Source organism: Limnothrix sp. HT2024 (assembly GCF_059138625.1).
Genome location: NZ_CM181121.1, coordinates 2,583,969 through 2,600,868 on the forward strand (window position 1 = coordinate 2,583,969; position 16,900 = coordinate 2,600,868).

General features: G+C 56.3%; 19 protein-coding genes and 1 tRNA gene. 12 read left to right on the plus strand and 8 right to left on the minus strand.

Annotated elements, in window-relative coordinates:
- Positions 1-100 precede the first annotated feature (100 nt).
- Positions 101-1,456 carry a hypothetical protein gene (locus tag AC2IAX_RS10315; protein ID WP_494387432.1) on the minus strand — a complete coding sequence of 452 codons (1,356 nt, stop codon included), beginning with the start codon at positions 1,454-1,456 and terminating at the stop codon, positions 101-103.
- Positions 1,457-1,643: 187 nt separating this feature from the next.
- Here AC2IAX_RS10315 and rplS point away from each other — a divergent pair, with 187 nt between their 5' ends.
- The 10 genes from rplS (at position 1,644) to AC2IAX_RS10365 (ending at position 6,667) form a co-directional block, all read left to right on the plus strand.
- On the plus strand, positions 1,644-2,006 hold the full coding sequence (gene rplS / locus AC2IAX_RS10320; protein WP_099534243.1) for a 50S ribosomal protein L19: 363 nt from the start codon (positions 1,644-1,646) through the stop codon (positions 2,004-2,006).
- A 98-nt stretch (positions 2,007-2,104) separates the two neighbouring features.
- Positions 2,105-2,177: transfer RNA gene (locus AC2IAX_RS10325), tRNA-Trp, on the plus strand.
- Positions 2,178-2,251: 74 nt separating this feature from the next.
- The gene (locus AC2IAX_RS10330; RefSeq protein WP_494387433.1) at positions 2,252-2,452 is read left to right on the plus strand and encodes a hypothetical protein; all 201 of its coding nucleotides are present in this window, start codon (positions 2,252-2,254) and stop codon (positions 2,450-2,452) included.
- Positions 2,418-2,639 carry a preprotein translocase subunit SecE gene (gene secE / locus AC2IAX_RS10335; protein ID WP_099534244.1) on the plus strand — a complete coding sequence of 74 codons (222 nt, stop codon included), beginning with the start codon at positions 2,418-2,420 and terminating at the stop codon, positions 2,637-2,639. Before AC2IAX_RS10330 ends, secE begins: the two co-directional genes overlap by 35 nt.
- A complete protein-coding gene (gene nusG / locus AC2IAX_RS10340) occupies positions 2,636-3,271 on the plus strand; it encodes a transcription termination/antitermination protein NusG (RefSeq protein ID WP_494387434.1) in 636 nt (211 codons plus the stop codon). Before secE ends, nusG begins: the two co-directional genes overlap by 4 nt.
- A gap of 24 nt (positions 3,272-3,295) precedes the next feature.
- Positions 3,296-3,721: a 50S ribosomal protein L11 gene (gene rplK, locus AC2IAX_RS10345; protein ID WP_099534246.1), complete on the plus strand. Its 426-nt coding sequence runs from the start codon at positions 3,296-3,298 to the stop codon at positions 3,719-3,721.
- Positions 3,722-3,865: 144 nt separating this feature from the next.
- A complete protein-coding gene (rplA, locus tag AC2IAX_RS10350) occupies positions 3,866-4,585 on the plus strand; it encodes a 50S ribosomal protein L1 (protein WP_494387435.1) in 720 nt (239 codons plus the stop codon).
- Between the two features lie 359 nt (positions 4,586-4,944).
- Complete coding sequence (gene rplJ, locus AC2IAX_RS10355) at positions 4,945-5,472, plus strand: 50S ribosomal protein L10 (RefSeq protein ID WP_494387436.1); 528 nt, start codon at positions 4,945-4,947, stop codon at positions 5,470-5,472.
- 135 nt (positions 5,473-5,607) lie between these two features.
- The gene (rplL, locus tag AC2IAX_RS10360; RefSeq protein WP_494387437.1) at positions 5,608-5,991 is read left to right on the plus strand and encodes a 50S ribosomal protein L7/L12; all 384 of its coding nucleotides are present in this window, start codon (positions 5,608-5,610) and stop codon (positions 5,989-5,991) included.
- A 223-nt stretch (positions 5,992-6,214) separates the two neighbouring features.
- Entirely contained in the window at positions 6,215-6,667 is a 453-nt protein-coding gene (locus AC2IAX_RS10365; RefSeq protein ID WP_494387438.1) for a hypothetical protein, read from the plus strand.
- Between the two features lie 2 nt (positions 6,668-6,669).
- Here the strand turns inward: AC2IAX_RS10365 and AC2IAX_RS10370 are convergent, their stop codons facing one another.
- The 3 genes from AC2IAX_RS10370 to AC2IAX_RS10380 form a co-directional block, all read right to left on the minus strand.
- Positions 6,670-7,581 carry a hypothetical protein gene (locus tag AC2IAX_RS10370; RefSeq protein WP_494387439.1) on the minus strand — a complete coding sequence of 304 codons (912 nt, stop codon included), beginning with the start codon at positions 7,579-7,581 and terminating at the stop codon, positions 6,670-6,672.
- A 206-nt stretch (positions 7,582-7,787) separates the two neighbouring features.
- Positions 7,788-8,897, minus strand: a complete 1,110-nt coding sequence (locus tag AC2IAX_RS10375; protein ID WP_494387440.1) for a hybrid sensor histidine kinase/response regulator — start codon at positions 8,895-8,897, stop codon at positions 7,788-7,790.
- A 193-nt stretch (positions 8,898-9,090) separates the two neighbouring features.
- Positions 9,091-10,965 carry a sensor histidine kinase gene (locus AC2IAX_RS10380; protein WP_494387441.1) on the minus strand — a complete coding sequence of 625 codons (1,875 nt, stop codon included), beginning with the start codon at positions 10,963-10,965 and terminating at the stop codon, positions 9,091-9,093.
- Between the two features lie 549 nt (positions 10,966-11,514).
- Between AC2IAX_RS10380 and AC2IAX_RS10385 the strand changes: the two genes are divergently transcribed.
- A complete protein-coding gene (locus AC2IAX_RS10385; protein WP_494387442.1) occupies positions 11,515-11,763 on the plus strand; it encodes a Ycf34 family protein in 249 nt (82 codons plus the stop codon).
- A gap of 177 nt (positions 11,764-11,940) precedes the next feature.
- Here the strand turns inward: AC2IAX_RS10385 and AC2IAX_RS10390 are convergent, their stop codons facing one another.
- The 3 genes from AC2IAX_RS10390 to AC2IAX_RS10400 form a co-directional block, all read right to left on the minus strand.
- Positions 11,941-12,561 (minus strand): hypothetical protein, encoded by a 621-nt coding sequence (locus AC2IAX_RS10390; RefSeq protein WP_494387443.1) that lies wholly within the window; start codon positions 12,559-12,561, stop codon positions 11,941-11,943.
- A gap of 328 nt (positions 12,562-12,889) precedes the next feature.
- The gene (locus tag AC2IAX_RS10395) at positions 12,890-13,732 is read right to left on the minus strand and encodes a hypothetical protein (RefSeq protein WP_494387444.1); all 843 of its coding nucleotides are present in this window, start codon (positions 13,730-13,732) and stop codon (positions 12,890-12,892) included.
- A gap of 36 nt (positions 13,733-13,768) precedes the next feature.
- Complete coding sequence (locus AC2IAX_RS10400; protein WP_494390352.1) at positions 13,769-14,956, minus strand: trans-sulfuration enzyme family protein; 1,188 nt, start codon at positions 14,954-14,956, stop codon at positions 13,769-13,771.
- 169 nt (positions 14,957-15,125) lie between these two features.
- Between AC2IAX_RS10400 and AC2IAX_RS10405 the strand changes: the two genes are divergently transcribed.
- Positions 15,126-15,401, plus strand: coding sequence for a DUF8620 family protein (locus AC2IAX_RS10405; protein ID WP_494387445.1), 276 nt, complete (start codon positions 15,126-15,128; stop codon positions 15,399-15,401).
- Between the two features lie 1,002 nt (positions 15,402-16,403).
- Here the strand turns inward: AC2IAX_RS10405 and crcB are convergent.
- Entirely contained in the window at positions 16,404-16,832 is a 429-nt protein-coding gene (crcB, locus tag AC2IAX_RS10410; protein WP_494387446.1) for a fluoride efflux transporter CrcB, read from the minus strand.
- Positions 16,833-16,900: the final 68 nt, after the last annotated feature.

The window sequence follows — 16,900 nt, forward strand, 5'->3', positions numbered from 1 at the left end:
GATCGCTGGGGGCAACCGGTTTTTTCGATTACTTTCGCTAGACCGTACTCGATCAATCGGAGGACAAACAGGGATGGCGAAAGGGTGGCCGTGGCCAATGCTAGGGCGATGGGCCGGTGGGAGCCGGAGTTTCGCTGGGGGGTGATGAGGGGCTTTCGTTGGTGGTGGGTGTGGGGCTGGGTGTGGGGCTAGGGGTTGGACTGGATGTAGGGCTAGGGGTCGGACTGGGATTGGCGCTGCTGCAAGGGGGATAGGTCAGGGTGTAGATATGGATCAGATAACCCGGGCGATCGGAGAGTTTTTTGCCGGTGAGCTGTTGGGTCAAAAAGGCGATCGCCTCGTCATCCAAGGCTGAGTAGCCGGAGCTTTGCACCAACCGCACGGGGTTCAAACCGGGGGCCACCAGTCCCCGATCGCCCACCAAGACAACCAAGCGGATCGGTTGGGGCGGGTTGGCGCTCAGGGTGGTGCAAGCCCGCAGGTCAGCAAATTTGCGCCATTGGATCGGGGTGTCTTTCTTTTGAATAGAGTCTCCGACGGTGAGCATGTCGCGGAAAACGCCGTTTAATTCTTTGCCCGTGCCCGGCAGCAGGGATCCATCTGCGTTGCGCATGGGGAGATCGTTGACCCGTTTCACCCAATCGGCCAGTTGGCTCAGGCGGCCTTGGGTGGCGTTGCTGCTCACCAGGTTGGGGTTAAAGGTGTAGTTACCGGGGCGATCGGTGGGTTCCGGGTTCAGACCGCTGGCCAGGGACTGAAGACCGGCCGCCATTCGCGATTGATCTCGAAATTGGGCGATCGCAACGTTGGCGGTGGACTGGGCCAGGCGATCGGCGGCGGTGGCGGGGGTTGCTGCAACGGGCGATCGGGACTGGCCATTGGGCTGGCGACCCTGACGACCGCGATCGCCACCATTGGGACGGGGAGGCGGATTTTGGAACTGATCCCAGCCAGCGTAATCGTTATAGGGATTGATGTAGGAGTTGTTATAGGGGTTGTTATAGGGGTTGTTATTGGGATTATTCTCAAACCGGTTCGCGGCCCGATCGCCCATGCGACTGTTGGAACGCCCCTGGTTACCCGCTGCGCCACCAAAGGTATTGAAGGGATCGGCGGCGGCTCCGCGACCAACGGACGGTGACGAACTGCCCAAGCCTAAGCGATTGAACAGATCATTGGCGCTACCGGAATTGGAGTTGGGGGGATTGGTCAGTCCGGCTGGGTTTTGGGGCTGGGCAGCCGCTTCCCGGGCAAAGGCCGGCAGCTCTTGCAGTTCCTCGGGGGTCAGCTCCAGCAGGGCCACTTTGCGCTCGTCCTCGGGGGGTGAGGCCGGATTCCAGTCCGCCAGCAGAGGTAAGGCCGCCAAGTGCACCACAAATGACAAGACCATGGCCGACCCCAAGGGCGATCGCAGTCCTTGCACCAGTTGCTGTGATCTTTTCAGGATTTGCTCCATGGTTTGTTCAGCCCTCCGCCCCAGTGCCACCGAGGAGAATTGTCCCGCATCTTATATGTTTCCCCAGTGTAGAGGGCCGATCGAGCAAGGGGGACGATCCAGGCTCGATCGGAAAAAAGCCAAACCAATCTAGACGAAATGGCTGTTCAACAGCTAAGATGTGTGCTTGTGGTTTTTTGAACCAGTCATGAACGCGCAAGAAGTCATCCGCTCAATCGAAGCTGAGCAACTCAAATCAGACCTGCCCGTCCTTTATGTCGGGGACACGGTTCGAGTTGGTGTTGTGATCCAAGAAGGCGGCAAAGAGCGCGTCCAGCCCTACGAAGGCACCATCATCGCGATGCGCAACGGCGGGATTAACGAAACCGTCACCGTGCGTCGGGTGTTCCAAGGTGTTGGCGTAGAGCGCGTGTTCTTGCTGCACTCGCCCCGCGTCGCGAATATCAAAGTCGTGCGCCGTGGTAAAGTCCGTCGTGCCAAGCTGTACTACCTGCGTCAGCGCATTGGTAAGGCAACCCGCATCAAGGAACGGTTCGATCGCAAGAAGTAAGATCCTCCCCGGATCTTCGTTCGATCGGTTCATTCATCTCAAATGGTTTTTGAGTGACCGGCCTCGATTAGTGCTAAACTGAGAAAACGTCCAAACGTGCGCTCTTAGTTCAGTCGGTAGAACGCAGGTCTCCAAAACCTGATGTCGGGGGTTCGAGTCCTCCAGGGCGCGCTGGCATTCATCGCCGATGAATCTACCCAAAGGCTGACCGCCATCACCGGCAAGAGGTCTTTGGGTAGATTCTCATGAGGCGTGTTTTCCGATCAGCCCCGATCGACCAACCGGGTATCACGACCGATCGAACGCCTCTTCACCGGAGCCAGTCTGTGGCCCTATTGCCCATCAGCCTTTGGTCTTCCGTGCGATCGAGTCCCCATCCTAAGGATCATTGGTCAACAGAGGAACCCACCCGTGAGCAAACCAGCGGAATCGCCAGCCCCAGATAACGAAAAATTCGACCCCACCGAGTTTCTGCGCGGCACTCGCGAAGAACTCAGCAAAGTCGTTTGGCCCAGTCGCCAACAACTCATCAGTGAGTCCGTGGCGGTGGTGCTGATGGTTGTTCTCTCCGCCACAACCATCTATCTGGTTGACAACCTCTTCACTTGGATCGCAAAGCAGGTGTTCCAATGAGCCTGAGCGACGAACAGTTTTACGACAGCGACGAACAAGCCGAAGAGCAAGCGCCCAAGGTTTTGGCCCGTCGTGCTCGCTGGTATGCCGTGCAAGTGGCTTCCGGCTGCGAAAATCGCGTCAAGATGAACCTGCAACAACGGGTGCAAACCCTTGACGTGGCCGAACGAATTTTGCAGGTGGAAATTCCCCAAACCCCCACCGTCAAAATGCGCAAGGACGGTAGCCGTCAGCATGGCGACGAGAAGGTTTTCCCCGGCTATGTCCTGGTGCGGATGCATCTGGACGACGAAACCTGGATGGTTGTGAAGAATACCCCCAACGTGATTAACTTTGTGGGGGCAGAACAACGGCGCGGCCAAGGTCGCGGGCGCGGCCATGTCAAGCCCGTACCCCTGAGTCCCGCTGAAGTCGAGCGCATTTTCCGCCAGGCCCAGGAGCAAGAACCCGTCATCAAAATTGATATGGCGGCCGGTGACAAGATTGTGGTCTTGTCTGGGCCGTTTAAGGATTTTGAGGGCGAGGTGATTGAAGTGAGTCCCGAACGCAGCAAGCTAAAAGCCTTGCTGTCGATTTTTGGTCGGGATACCCCGGTTGAACTGGAGTTCAACCAAGTTCAAAAGCAAAGCTAGCTCGTCCCATAGCGCAATAAACGAATGGCTAAGAAAGTCGTCGCAATCATTAAGCTGGCGATTACCGCCGGCAAAGCGACCCCTGCTCCCCCGATCGGGCCCGCCCTGGGTCAGCATGGGGTCAACATCATGATGTTCTGCAAGGAATACAACGCCCGCACGGCCGACAAGGCTGGGTTGGTGGTTCCTGTGGAAATTTCGGTGTTTGAAGATCGGAGTTTTACCTTCGTCCTGAAAACGCCGCCTGCTTCCGTGTTGATTTGCAAGGCCGCTGGCATCGATCGCGGTTCGAGCGATCCGAAGTCCAAAAAGGTGGGCAAGATTACTCGCGCTCAGCTTCAGGAAATTGCTCAAACCAAGCTGCCTGACCTGAACACCAACGATGTGGAAGCCGCCATGCGGATCATCGAAGGAACGGCCAACAACATGGGCGTGACGATCGTCGAGTAGAAGCCATTGGTTCGGTTGGGGGCAGTCGGCTCGATCGACTCCTAATCCACCGAGTCATTGACCGATCGCAAACAGATTTGCTGAAAACCATCTGGGGGAGAAGATCAGCTCTTCGCTAATGACCCCGAAGGAGTGTTTTAATTCATGACTCGTAAGATTTCGCGCCGGATGCGCGAGCTAATGGCCAAGGTGGAACCGCGTCCCTATGCGCCCGTGGAAGCGCTGGAGCTGGTGAAGGAACTGGCCACAGCTAAGTTTGTGGAAACGGTGGAAGCCCACATCAAGTTGGGAATTGACCCGAAATACACTGACCAACAGTTGCGGACAACCGTGGCCCTGCCCAAGGGCACGGGTCAAACCGTGCGGGTGGCGGTGATTGCCCGTGGGGAAAAGGTCGCGGAAGCAACGGGCGCTGGCGCTGATATTGCCGGTTCCGAAGACCTGATTGAAGAAATCCAAAAGGGCATGATGGATTTTGACATCCTGATTGCCACGCCCGACATGATGCCCCAGGTGGCGAAGTTGGGTCGGCTGTTAGGTCCCCGGGGCTTGATGCCGTCGCCGAAAGGTGGTACGGTGACGTTCGACTTGCCTCAGGCGATTTCGGAGTTCAAGGCTGGTAAGCTGGAATTTCGGGCCGATCGCACGGGTATTGTCCACGTGGGCATCGGTAAGTCCGCCTTTACGGCAGAAGATTTGCTGGTGAACCTGAAGGCGTTGCAAGAGACGATCGATCGTAATCGTCCTTCGGGTGCCAAGGGTCGCTACTGGCGCAGCATCTACGTGACCTCCACCATGGGGCCGTCGGTAGAAGTAGATGTAGCTGCCCTGCGCGACTTGAAGATTGGCGATAACGCTGCCTAAACGGGCGGTGCTGGGGGTAGAGATTTACCCCTTCGCGAATCCAAGCTTCGGCTGTTGATCTGGCTCGATCGCGGTGCTAATCAACAGCCAAGACCTCCTCGATGTTGAACTAGCGGCCCAGCAGTCGCTTCTCAAAACCCTAGCTTCAAAACCCAACAACCAAAGACAGTGGGTGTGTTCGCGGCTTCGCGATCGCTTAATCAATCCCCACCGAGGTCTGTTCTGTTTTGAGCCAACTCGCTACCCGCTCAGGGTGCTGTTTGGCTGTCAAATCGAACCCCCTCGACCCGTCTTTGGCTGACCGTCGAGGGGGTTCTCGTTTCCAGACTGCGCGACAAACCGAAAGGAGGTGATGACGAATGGGTCGCACGCTGGAGGACAAGCAAGCAATTGTCGCGGATCTGAAGTCGCTGCTCACTGACACCGAAATGGTGGCAGTGATCGACTACGCGGGTCTGTCGGTTGCTGAATTGTCGGATCTACGCAATCGCATCGCTGCGAGCGGCGCGGTTTGCAAAGTGACGAAAAACACGCTGATGCGGATCGCCGTTGAGGATGATGCCAACTGGCAGCCCATGACGGAGTTTCTGAAGGGTACTTCGGCATTTTTGTTGCTGAAGGGAGACCTGGGTGCTGCCCTGAAGGCATACCAAGATTTCCAAAAGGCCTCGAAGAAAACCGAGCTGCGCGGCGGTGTGATGGAAGGTCGCGCCCTGACGCAGGCCGAGGTCAAGGCAATTGCCGACCTGCCCTCGAAGGAGCAACTCATTGCTCAGATCGCTGGCGGGATCAATGGCCTGGCCACCAAGATCGCGTTCGGTGTCAAGGAAGTGCCTTCGATGCTGGCTCGTGGGATCAAGGCAATTTCCGAGAAGCAAGCCGCCTAGGCGATCGCTTCAGAATCGAGCAGTGCGATCGCCCGGCGGCCTAGGGGTTTGGCCCCCGAGCCGACGATCCCGATCGACTGTGTTGGTTTCCCCTGTTGCTGTTATTGCTGTTCAACCATTGCAAGGAGCAAATCCATGTCTGAGAAGGTCGCATTGATCGTTGAAAGCTTGAAGTCGCTGACCCTGCTGGAAGCGGCTGAGCTGGTTAAAGAAATCGAAGAAGTGTTCGGCGTGAGCGCTGCGGCTCCCGCTGGCGGGGTGATCGTGGCGGCTGCTCCCGCTGCGGTTGAGGAAGTGGAAGAAAAGACCGCTTTCGATGTGATGCTGGACAAAGTGCCCGCCGACAAGAAGATCGCCGTGCTGAAGGTGGTGCGCGAACTGACCGGTTTGGGTCTGAAGGAAGCCAAGGATTTGGTGGAAGCTGCTCCCAAGGTGGTCAAGGAAGGCGCTTCCAAGGACGATGCCGAAGCCGCCAAGAAGAAACTGGAAGACGCTGGCGCAGAAGCTTCGGTCAAGTAAGGTTCGATCGCCCTTTTTCGATCGTTCTGATCCAGTTATTGGTCAATCGGATTGGTCAGTGGTTTTGGTTAGCCGGGGTGCAGATCCAGCGCGATCGCCCCTGGGCAACCAACAACCATCAACCAATCCAAGATCCAGTCAACCGCAACTCTCCTGGTTCACGAACCGGGGGAGTTGTTGCTACTAGGGCCTTGGGAACCCGGTTGAACGCGATTGAACTGGATTGACGCTGGTTTCTTCAGCCTACAACCTGTTACCCAGCGTCTGCACCGGAGCGATCGCCCCTTGCTGGCTTAACCGCTTTGGAGGCACAATCCGAGGACAAATGCGGCTGCGCGCTCCGGTGCGCGGCGGGACGGCAAAAGCCATGCGCGGGTTTGCTCAGTTTGTCTTGATTGCTAACAGCCTATTTTTTGGGGCCTTGCTGCCTCCGGGGTTGTTGGCTGCGGTGGCTTCGCCGTCTCTCTTGGCCCAGGCTGATTCGGCGGCTTCGGTAGGAGCCGGGCTGGCGTGGGTCGCGATCGCCCTGTTTCCGCCGGTGGCCATTTTGGGGCTAACGGGAGGCTGGGTGCTATGGCTGCGGGGGCGATCGCGTCAGGGAGCGATTTTCAGCAGTTTGCCCTACGCCAACTGGTTGTTGTTACTGTTGGGGCAATGGGTAGCGGGGCTAGTTTAGGCTCAATTCGTGATCTCGCCATCAGCCGATCGCTGAAAGATCACCACCCGATCGCCCACCACTGGACTGCGGGCCAACAGTTGCCCCTCTCGATCCTGTAGCTCCAGCTTGTTGAAATCTAAACGGCGCGATCGCTTCAACAAATCCGCCGCAAACCGATCCTGATTACGATCGCCCAACCCGTACCACAAATCCGCCGGAACCGTCACAATCAGCCGACTGGCGCGAAAATCAGCCTGAATGGAGTCCACCAACGCTTGATCACCGTAGCGAGTGGCAATTTCGCTGGTTTCATCTTGGATTGCTGCAATTAATTGTTGTTCCGGCGATCGCTCCAGTTTGGGCGGCTGACTAGGAACCGGTGCAGTCTCGGCGGCTCCCACATCTACAGGTTCTGCGGCAGTCTGATCAGAAATTCCCGTTGTCCGAGGCACGGACTCAGATCCCGCCGCTCCGTTGCCAGAGGGGGTGATCGGTTCCGCTTCCTCCGCATCAGAGGGCAGTTCCAACAGGGTGGGAATCAACGGCTTGAGAGGAGCAGGCTGAGACTCCGGCGGTTGTTGGGCCACCGTGGCCGGTTGAAACCTAGGCGGGAAAATGGCGATCGCGGCAACCAACACCACGCCCCCCATTATCGACAGGGCAATAGTCAGATTGCGATCGGACAGCTTCCGCAGGGATTCGGGCAGCCAAGGGCGGGCCCAGCCTAAAACTTGATGGCCCGCTTGGGCTGGGGTCAACCGGGGCGATCGCACTTGGGTAGCCGGAGGCAAGGCCGATTCCGCTTCCAGTTCCGTCGCCGCCCAGTCCAACAAGCGAATCAGGCCCCGCAGCAGACGAGCGATCGCCCGCCGCCACGATCCCTTCGTGGGTTCGGTTCCAACCGACTTGGGTGAGTCCGACGACATAGCCATTTCCAAAACAGCGCAACAGCCAGCGACCCTCAATGGCTCAGGGCGGATGAATCCAGTCCCTGGGAATGCCCACAAATTGACCTGAACTCCATTGCCAGCGCCGCTAAATCGCATCGTAACAGCCCGGGTCACGGGTCGTAACAATCACAGCCGGGTTGTAACGTTGAGCAATGGAGGCAGCCCCATCCTGCTTTTCGGTTCCGTTCTTAGGATATCGATCGCTCCTGCACGCCCAAATCAACCAGCACCGTCGTGCCCCCTTCCGGTTCGCTGGTGATGGTCAGGGTTCCCCCATAGAGGGTGCAAAGTCGCTGGGCCAGGGTTAACCCCAAACCCGACCCCTGTTGTTCATGCAACTTGCGATCGAACTGTTGATAGGCCCCCACCGATTTGATCTGATCCGAAGTCATGCCCCGGCCGCTATCCTTCACCACCAACTGGTAGCGATCGCCCTGAATTGCCGTAAACACCGCGATCGGCTGGCCCGGCTGCGAAAACTTGCAGGCATTATCCACCAACTCAATCACCATCTTTTGCAGCGCCGATTCTGAAATCCCCACGATCGCATCCACCGTCTGCACCGACAAATCAGCCGATCGCCCCGCCCAGTCCTGCACCTGGCGGCGTGCCGTTGTTTCAACCACCGCCGCCGGACTCTCCACTTGCAGTTGTCGCAGCTCATGCAACCGCTGGGGATCCCGAGCCGCTAACTCCAGATCCGCGTAGAGCAAAAAGTTTTGAATTAACCGAAACAAACGCTGACCTGAATTGTGAATATCCGTCAGCATCTCGCGGGTTTCTTCGGGATCCAAATCCTCCAACTCTTCCAGCATGAACTGCGACGTGGCCACAATGCCATTCAGCGGCGTTCGCAACTCATGGGGTAGCGAAAACGCAATGCTATAGCGCAACGCATCGAGCTGTTCTTGGGATTGCTTTTGGGTTGCTGACTGGCGTTGCAACCGAGCGGCCACCGCCCCCAGCAGCTCATCCCGCGTAAACGGCTTCGTTAAATAATCATCGGCTCCCAAATGCATTCCTTGGCGCACATCACCCTTGGTGGTGCGGGCCGTCAGGAACACAAAGGGAGTTGTGGCGGTAATGGGCGATTGGCGCAGGGCCGCCAGCACCCCATAGCCATCCAACTCCGGCATCATCACATCGCACAGAATTAAATCGGGTTGGAAGGCTTCGGCCAAACGAACGCCAGCATTGCCATCAGCGGCTCCCGCCACCTCATACCCCTCGGCTTCCAAAATATCGAGAATAATTTCCCGAACATCCGGTTCGTCTTCGATGGTCAAAATTTTGGTCACGGCGATCGCTCCCTTAACCCGATGCGTTGTGCACAAAGAATCGATTAACTCAATGGCTACCCATTTTATGGACTTCCTTTCCAGGATTGAACCTGGCCGGTCTGGCTCAGAACAGCACCCGGTAGACCGCGGCCGCCGTGGTCTGCCAACCGCCCCCAACGCTCAAGACTGGTTCAAGGTTCAAGACTCAAAATCAGAGGTGATCTTCTTCACTGCTGAGCGGTTGCCAAGGGGTGACCGGTAGGGTGACCGAGAAGGTGGTTCCCACGCCTTCGGTGCTGTCTACTTGGATTTGTCCCCCGTGTAAGTCAACCGATCGCTTGACAATCGCCAGGCCCAACCCAGTCCCGGGAATGGTTCCCACATTGCCAGCCCGGTGGAAGGACTCGAACAAACGCTCCCGATCGGCCGCTGGAATGCCAATGCCCTGATCTTGAATCACGAACCGCACAGACTCCGGAGCATAGATCAACCGAAACTGAGTGGTGCTGGCGTTGGGGGAATATTTCAACGCATTGGACAGCAGATTAGACAGGATGTGCCGCAGCAGCTTTTCATCCATGGCCAACACTGGAGCCGCCGCCCCTCGGTTCACCACTCGAAACTCGATCGCCTGGTTGGCCTTCAGGTTCAAAGACATTTCCTCCACCAACCCGTTGCAGAACCCTTCCAGGTCAACGGGCCCCGGCCGAAACTGCAACCGCCCCGAGTCCGCCTGCCCCAACACCAACACCGACTCCAACAACTCCGTCAGGTGATGCACCATGGTTTGGATGCGGCGGAGATAGTTGCGACTTTTATCGGGCCCCCACCGATCACCATAGTGCTCCAGGGCTTCCGCCGAGGCCAGGATGGTGGTCAAGGGGGTGCGAAATTCGTGGGAAGTCATGGACACGAACTGGGATTTCATGCGGTTCAGGTCTTTTTCGGCTTCCAGGGCGCGGCGAATTTCCACCTCGGCCGCTTTGCGGGTGCTGACATCGGCCACCGTGCCCTCATAGCCAATGATTTGCCCCCGCACGTCATAGACCGCTCGGGCATTTTCCACAATCCAGGTGGTGGAACCGTCCGATCGATAAATTTGAGATTCAAAGGCGATCGCCTGGCCCTCTGTGGCCAGAATGTGGCAAAACTCATCCCGCCGCTTGGGATCTGAATACAAACTCGGAATTTCCGTAATTCCCGCGATCGCAGCTTCCGGCGAGTCATAACCCAAAATGCGTGCCAGGGCGGGATTCATGCTGATGAAAGATCCATCCACCGTGGACTGAAAAATTCCCTCCACGGCGTTTTCAAAGATGCTGCGATATTTGGCCTCGGCCGCCTCCACTTGTTCATAGGCATCGGCTAGCTTGCTGCGGGCGCTAAATTCCGCGCGCTGGAGCCGTTCATACAGATAAACCGACAAATCGCAAACCACACAAATCCAAAACAGCTCTAGCAACAGGCCAAATCGCGATTGGATCGGTGAGGAGCGAATGGCCGCCCCCAGCAATTCCCGCAGCCCAAAGGAATGGATCAACGCCAAGGCTTGGGACAACACATGCAGGGGCCAGCGCGCCGGAATGAGGGTCGCTTGGGCAAAAAAACCAAAGGCCCACCCAAACAGACGCGGGGGCAACCGGTTCAGGGTCACGGGCGACAACAGAACCTGGCAAGTTTCGGGGACGATTTGGAAGGAAAATAAAAACCCCAAAAACAGAACCCGCAGATGACGCGCTCCCCAGCGGGTGTCGGATAAATACCAAAACCCCAACAGGCTAATCAGGGTGGCCAACCGTGCGGCCACGTTATCCCAACTGAGGGTTTCCTGGCGCAAGACCGATCGCGCCAGGTCTAAGACCGCAAAGCTCCAGGAAATCAGCAGCCCTAACCCAAAGGCTAACCGAACCCGAGCTAACAGGAAGCGATTTTGCCAGCCTTCATAGGACATACGATCGAGATTGCTCCCATCGTCCGCCGCCACATTGACCGCAGCTAAGTATTCGATCGCTGTCCTGACAACCGGAATTCGCTGAAGCCACTGTTGGATCAACCGCGTTACGCGCGCCCGCAACAAGGTTTGCATCAACTACATTAACGACCCGATGAATGGCTCGTACATTAACGACCCGATGAATGGCTCGACACCGCCGTCACGATTTCCCTAAGCCATTGCCGCAACATGCTAGCAATCAGGGAACTTCCTGCACCATCGCGGCGAAGTTGGCTTCATCCGCGGCCCAGGCTGACACGACCGAACTGGCCGTGTTTCGTGCAAATTTGCCGATGACCGTTTTGGCGATCAGTTTTGGTCATCGCTTGATCATCGCCCATGAGCCTTCTGATCAATGCCCTCAACAATCCCTAAACAATCTCTAAACAAAACGAAACAACGCTGTCGAGCCGAGAACTGGGACATCGCCAGCGGGCAAAAACCGCCCCCAGTGTGACAATCGCCTGATGACAATTGCCTGATGAGTTGTCTTCTCTAGAATGGCATAGCTTGGGAAGGAGGCGAGATGTCTATTGCGATGGGCGCAAGCTAGATTAAAACTGGGGCTGCGATCGAACCGTGGTGGTCTTTGGTGCGATCGCTCGCCGGGCCTTGTTTGAATAGCCAAGGAGTGCCCAAGCCATGTGCATTTGTATCAACTGCCTTTATATCGATCGCTGCACGACTTACCACGCGGTTGAAGCCCAACATCAACAGGCACATTTGACGGATTCGCCGGATTTTGAGCCGATCGAACCCAGCATTAATGTCAACATCCGACCGCGCGACAACGAAATCGAAATGGAGTGGGATGTGGTGGGTTGCCAAAGCTTCACGGCTGACCAAGGCCGCTGGGCCCGGCTGCGACCCGGCGAACTGGTTCCCACCTGAGTTGGGACGTTGAGGGCAACCTCATCTGTTCGATATTTGTTCGATATTTGTTCGATCGCGGGGAGTTAGCGATGATCAGACGGCGCTCCCCAGTTGATGGCTAGTCGTCATGCCCGGTCATCATGACCAATTGTCGTGACCGGTTGTCATGACCGGCCACCGATTCGCCAAAACCCACTATTCCCCAAAGCCCGCCGGATTCCGAATGGGTTTAATCCGCACATCTTGCCCCAATTGCAATCGTTCGCCGGGCAAAGCTTGCAAAAATACTTCAACGGCTTGCAGATAGTCCCGAACCATTTGGATATCTAATTCGTATTTCTTTTCAATAGAGATGGTTAAAAACGGTTGATATTGACCGCTATAACCATCATCATGCTTATAGGCATTCACGACTTTGCGCATGGCTTCCACGTCCTGAAATCCTGGCAAAGTTTCTATTTTGACTTGAAATTCACGTTCAATAATTCGATAAATTTCCGCGATCGTCTTGTGGGAAAGTTTGCGGCGATAGTCGCGGTGGGAGCCATATTTTTTTTGATAAATTGACCTCACCACCCACTTCAGCTCATACTCCACCACGGAATTTAATTCACTTAAAGCGGCTCGTAGGACAATGCCTTCGTAATCTAACAGTAAACTTGTGGCGCGATCGTGTTCGGCGGCTCCGAATCGCTGCCATTCTTCAGGAGTGTAGGCACGGTTTACGCTGTTAATCTTGGCATCATCAACTTTAAAGGCGCGATCGATAAACATGGAAATTGCACTCAATCGCGCGGAAAAGTGCCGAATAGACATAGGAGCAATTTGGCCGGGGCGATCGGGTTTTGAATTGTGTGGTCAACTCATTTCAGTCAACTTTCTATAGTTAACTGATTTCAGTCAACAGTTTATAGTCAACCATGGCAAGCTTGACAGTAATCACCATTCTATCCTAGCGATCGCGCCCTCCCACTAATCAGTCAGGAGTTAGGAAAACATGTCCGATCGATCATTTAGCTTTCATCAACAACAAAGCCAATTTGGTCTCGGGCAGGCGTTGCAATCCTTGTCTTTTTGCAACAGAAGAATTAGGGCAAAAGTTAGGGCTAAAAGCAGAATTCGGGCAGAAATTTGATGACAGGCTTTAGGGCAAGGCGGCGGGGGCTAGCTCGGCCTGTTGGCGGGCCTGTTGGCTGTTTTGGCGGTAACGCTGGGCCCGATCGCGCGCGGTGGCGGCCCGACGATCATCCGGAGTCACTTGCTCCATCAAGTCGGCGGCAGCTTGCCACTGGGTCGCTAGTTCTAGCCACTGCTGGCGCGTTTTGGCCGTTTGCCCCCCAAGAGCAGCCGTTTCCGCCAAACGAACAGCCTTCACGAAGGGATCATTGGTGGCGCTGGCGGTGGGGGTGGCCGGCGGGTTGCCAATGGTGATCCATTTCAAATTCCAGGCCACTAGCCCCAGCAAAAAGACACTCAAAATCGCTCCCCCGGCGGCTCCGACCCAAAATTGGGTACGGGCGGCCTTGGCGGGCAAGGTGGATCCCAGAGTGGGTAGATTGAGGTCTCGTTGGCGGGAGGTGAGATTGCGAAAAACCCACCGGAACCAGTGCGATCGCTTCAAAATCATCGGCTCTGACCACAGCAGATCCTCCGGCTCTCGCTGGATCGCCTCTAGCCACAAAAGCTGCTGTTCTTGTACGAGACGGGCATAGAGGGTAACTTTGCGGATCCCTCGGGGGGCCACCTGTTCCAAGATGGCGCGCACTCGCTCGACGGTATAGTCGCGATCGAGGTTTTCCGCTGTGGGTGCTTCACACAGCAACTGCAAGCTACCACCCGCAATGATGGCGCGGGTGCGAATTTGGTCGGAAGCCAACTTCTGATTCAGAATCTGGACGATCGCGGCAATGCTGCCACCACAGGCCTGACGATATACATCATCAAACCCGTTATCAGATGTCCAATCCTGGTCTTGGGAGGGAATCACGAGGGCATCGCCATGGCTGCTTTCAGGACGGTTTTATCATACTCGGGGATCAACAAGGGGGTATACGTGCGACCACGCCCCGAGTCCGTACACTTTTGCCAAGGCCTGCGCCAAATCGGCCAATAAATCGTCTGGGTGCTCAAGGCCGATCGAGAGGCGCAGCAGGTTTTCTGGGGTGGTGGTTCCGGGCCCCTCGATCGAGGCGCGGTGCTCAATTAAACTTTCCACGCCGCCGAGACTGGTACCCCGGGTAAAGATCTGAAGGGCGGCGGCAACGGCCAGGGCTTCCGGGCGATCGCCCCGCACTTGCACCGACACCATGCCCCCAAAGTCTTTCATTTGCGATCGCGCCAAGGCCGCCTGGGGATGATCCGGCAGGCCGGGATAGTGAACCGCCTCGATCGCCGGGTGCGATTGCAACCAGGCCGCCACCTGCCGTCCATTGGCACAGTGGGCCGCCATTCGCACCGGCAAGGTGGCCACGCTACGCAGGGTCAGCCAGCAGTCAAAGGGAGCCAATCCGGATCCACCCAGCCGCTGCACCTGTTGTAATCGCTCAAAGGCCGGGGTCAGTTCGCGGGCAATGACCGCCCCGCCGGTGACATCGCTATGGCCCCCGAGATATTTGGTGGTGGAATGGACAACCCAATCGGCTCCCAATTCCAGGGGCCGTTGCAACAGAGGGGTGGCCCAAGTGTTGTCGCAAATGCAAAGGGCCCCGGCGGCTTGGGCTAACTGGGCGATCACCCGAATATCCGACAGCTTCAGCAACGGATTGGAAGGCGTTTCCACCCAAACGGCGCGAGTTTCGGGCGTGAGGGCGGCGGCCACCTGTGCCAAATCCGTGGCATCCACCCAAACCACCGCCAATCCCCAGGGCTGCAACACCTGTTCCATCAGTTGGGCCGTGCCGCGATAGAGATCGCGCGGGGCCACCAACTGCCCGGGCCCGAGGGCTTGCAACGCTGCCATCATGGCCGCTGCGCCGGAGCTGAAGGCCGCGGCCACCGCGCCGCCTTCGAGGGCGGCCAAACAGGTTTCGAGCGATCGGCGGTTGGGATGATCTAACCGGCTGTAGAGATAGCCTTGGGGATAGGAACCATCGGCCGATCGCTCAAAGGTACTGGTGAGATATAGCGGCGGGGCGATCGCTCCCGTGGCGGGGTCGGGCGCGCGGCCCGCATGAATCGCTAGGGTTTCCAGGTGGGGCGCGGCTGGCTCGATCGGGCGATCGGTTGCCTCAGCGGGTTGACCAGTCGGTTGACCAGCGGGGTTGAATGTTGGATTTTGCAAGGGAAAGGGCGATTGGGAAACGGGGCATGATACAACTCCTAGTTAACGCAATTAACGCCACAGGATCACCACAAAAACCGCACCAGCGAACCTAAGACCAATGACCGCTCCCCTTTCTTCCCCCAATTGGCAAACTAAATTTTGGCTGTGGGCCGATCGCGCGCTGATGGCCAATCTGTTTTTGGTGTTTTTGAGCTTTGCTTGGCTGGCGATCGCCGTGGTTGGTCGCAGTCTCCACAAGCCTTTCGGGTTTGATCTGTGGTATTCCCTGTGGCAACCCCTATGGCAGCCGGCCTTGGGCATTCTGATGGCGGGTGCAATTTTAAACGGGATTGGCCGCTGGATTGCAAAACGGCTCGATCGCTCCCAGTCCTGAATTAGGAATCCCAGCTTAGCAGCTCAATGCTAAACACTTTAAACACGTAACACTAACCACTTAACGCTAAACACTTGACACTAAACATTCAAACCTAAAAGCTCAAGCTTCAAAATTCAAGCCTCCAAACTCAAAAGGTCTAGCCCAGACGCGGACTAGACCTTTTTGCTTTCGCTGGCTATTTGAAGACAGGAATCACTCAACAGGTTTTACTCTCAACAGCTAATCAATCGGGTGGACAACGACACACAACTTCGGTCAATCGGGCATCACTTCAGTCGATTCAGACTGCTTTGTTAGCAGCGCCTGTGGTGCGAACCTCACGATTCATGACCTCCCGAATGAGCTAGTTTTATCAACAGCTACCGGTTCGATCGCCGCATGGCGCAAACGCTACTTGAACAACAAGCTTCGGATGCAACACAGAAGAGGAAGTCGTGCCAGTCTCCGGCAGGAGGTACGCACCGGGAACTGTCCTTAGAGAGAAGCGTTTCTTGCTTCTTTCGTACCTTGACTTGAAGATAAACCGGTTCTGAGTCAGCGTCTAGGGAAATCAACAGAAGTTGACGTTATTTCAACTAGGTTCATAAATCCAGGGATCAAATACAGCAACCCATGGGAGTCTTACTCTCGAGGAATACCGAGAGTTACAACAAAACAATTACAAAGTGGGCATGGGCAACCACCAACCAAACTCTGGCGATCCCGATCGATCCCCCAGGTCTTTTCCCGACGGTGATGATGAGCGCGGTTACGCAGCTTGATGGGGATTGCAGAGCGACCTTGGCCACTGAAGATTTGGGTTTCGTCGCCTGAATAGCAACCTAAACCAGGACTGAAACCTCGTGGATAGATCCCGGTCAAAGTTGCTATTACTCCCCACTGAATTACGTTTTTCAGGGAATGCCAACCAGAAGAGTTTTTGCTCAGTTTTTGTGAAATTCTCTTTACAAAACATCCAATGAGCCAGATCAAACCGGCTGGCAACCTTGAACCAGTCAACTAGCGCCAACGGTCAATGAGCCAACGCCCCAATTCCAAACCCAACCAACCGAGGGCGAAGCTGCCGAAGCCATAGGCCAAGCTCATGGCCCAAGCCCCCGATCGCGCCAGATTTGACGCATCCAAGATGTAGCTAGAAAAGGTGGTGTAGGAGCCTAAAAATCCCACGGCGAACAACAGCCGCAATTCGGGATACAGGGGCGATCGATCCGTCATCCACCCCACAAACAGCCCCATCAACACCGCCCCAGACAAATTCACCAAAAACGTGCCGATCGGCCAACCCGTGCCCCACAGCCGCGCACAAAGCAGCGATAGATAATAACGCCCCAACGCACCGGGAATGGCCCCCAAGGCCACCGCGATCGGGGCCCGCAGGTCTGGCCGCTCTGAGGCGGCAGCTAACCACTGATGCCAAAGATATTTCAAGGGATGCACACTCCCGATCGGCTCAGAAATTTCCTCAAAATCATTACCCTTAGGGCCTGTCGTCGTTT

Bases quoted from the DNA above. Each gene is read 5' to 3' on its own strand.
- rplL (WP_494387437.1), top strand. From the start codon at position 5,608: ATGTCTGAGAAGGTCGCATTGATCGTTGAAAGCTTGAAGTCGCTGACC.
- rplJ (WP_494387436.1), top strand. From the start codon at position 4,945: ATGGGTCGCACGCTGGAGGACAAGCAAGCAATTGTCGCGGATCTGAAG.
- AC2IAX_RS10315 (WP_494387432.1), bottom strand. From the start codon at position 1,456: ATGGAGCAAATCCTGAAAAGATCACAGCAACTGGTGCAAGGACTGCGA.
- AC2IAX_RS10385 (WP_494387442.1), top strand. From the start codon at position 11,515: ATGTGCATTTGTATCAACTGCCTTTATATCGATCGCTGCACGACTTAC.
- rplS (WP_099534243.1), top strand. From the start codon at position 1,644: ATGAACGCGCAAGAAGTCATCCGCTCAATCGAAGCTGAGCAACTCAAA.
- AC2IAX_RS10390 (WP_494387443.1), bottom strand. From the start codon at position 12,561: ATGTCTATTCGGCACTTTTCCGCGCGATTGAGTGCAATTTCCATGTTT.
- nusG (WP_494387434.1), top strand. From the start codon at position 2,636: ATGAGCCTGAGCGACGAACAGTTTTACGACAGCGACGAACAAGCCGAA.
- AC2IAX_RS10405 (WP_494387445.1), top strand. From the start codon at position 15,126: ATGACCGCTCCCCTTTCTTCCCCCAATTGGCAAACTAAATTTTGGCTG.
- rplK (WP_099534246.1), top strand. From the start codon at position 3,296: ATGGCTAAGAAAGTCGTCGCAATCATTAAGCTGGCGATTACCGCCGGC.
- AC2IAX_RS10330 (WP_494387433.1), top strand. From the start codon at position 2,252: ATGAGGCGTGTTTTCCGATCAGCCCCGATCGACCAACCGGGTATCACG.
- rplA (WP_494387435.1), top strand. From the start codon at position 3,866: ATGACTCGTAAGATTTCGCGCCGGATGCGCGAGCTAATGGCCAAGGTG.
- AC2IAX_RS10380 (WP_494387441.1), bottom strand. From the start codon at position 10,965: ATGCAAACCTTGTTGCGGGCGCGCGTAACGCGGTTGATCCAACAGTGG.
- AC2IAX_RS10370 (WP_494387439.1), bottom strand. From the start codon at position 7,581: ATGGCTATGTCGTCGGACTCACCCAAGTCGGTTGGAACCGAACCCACG.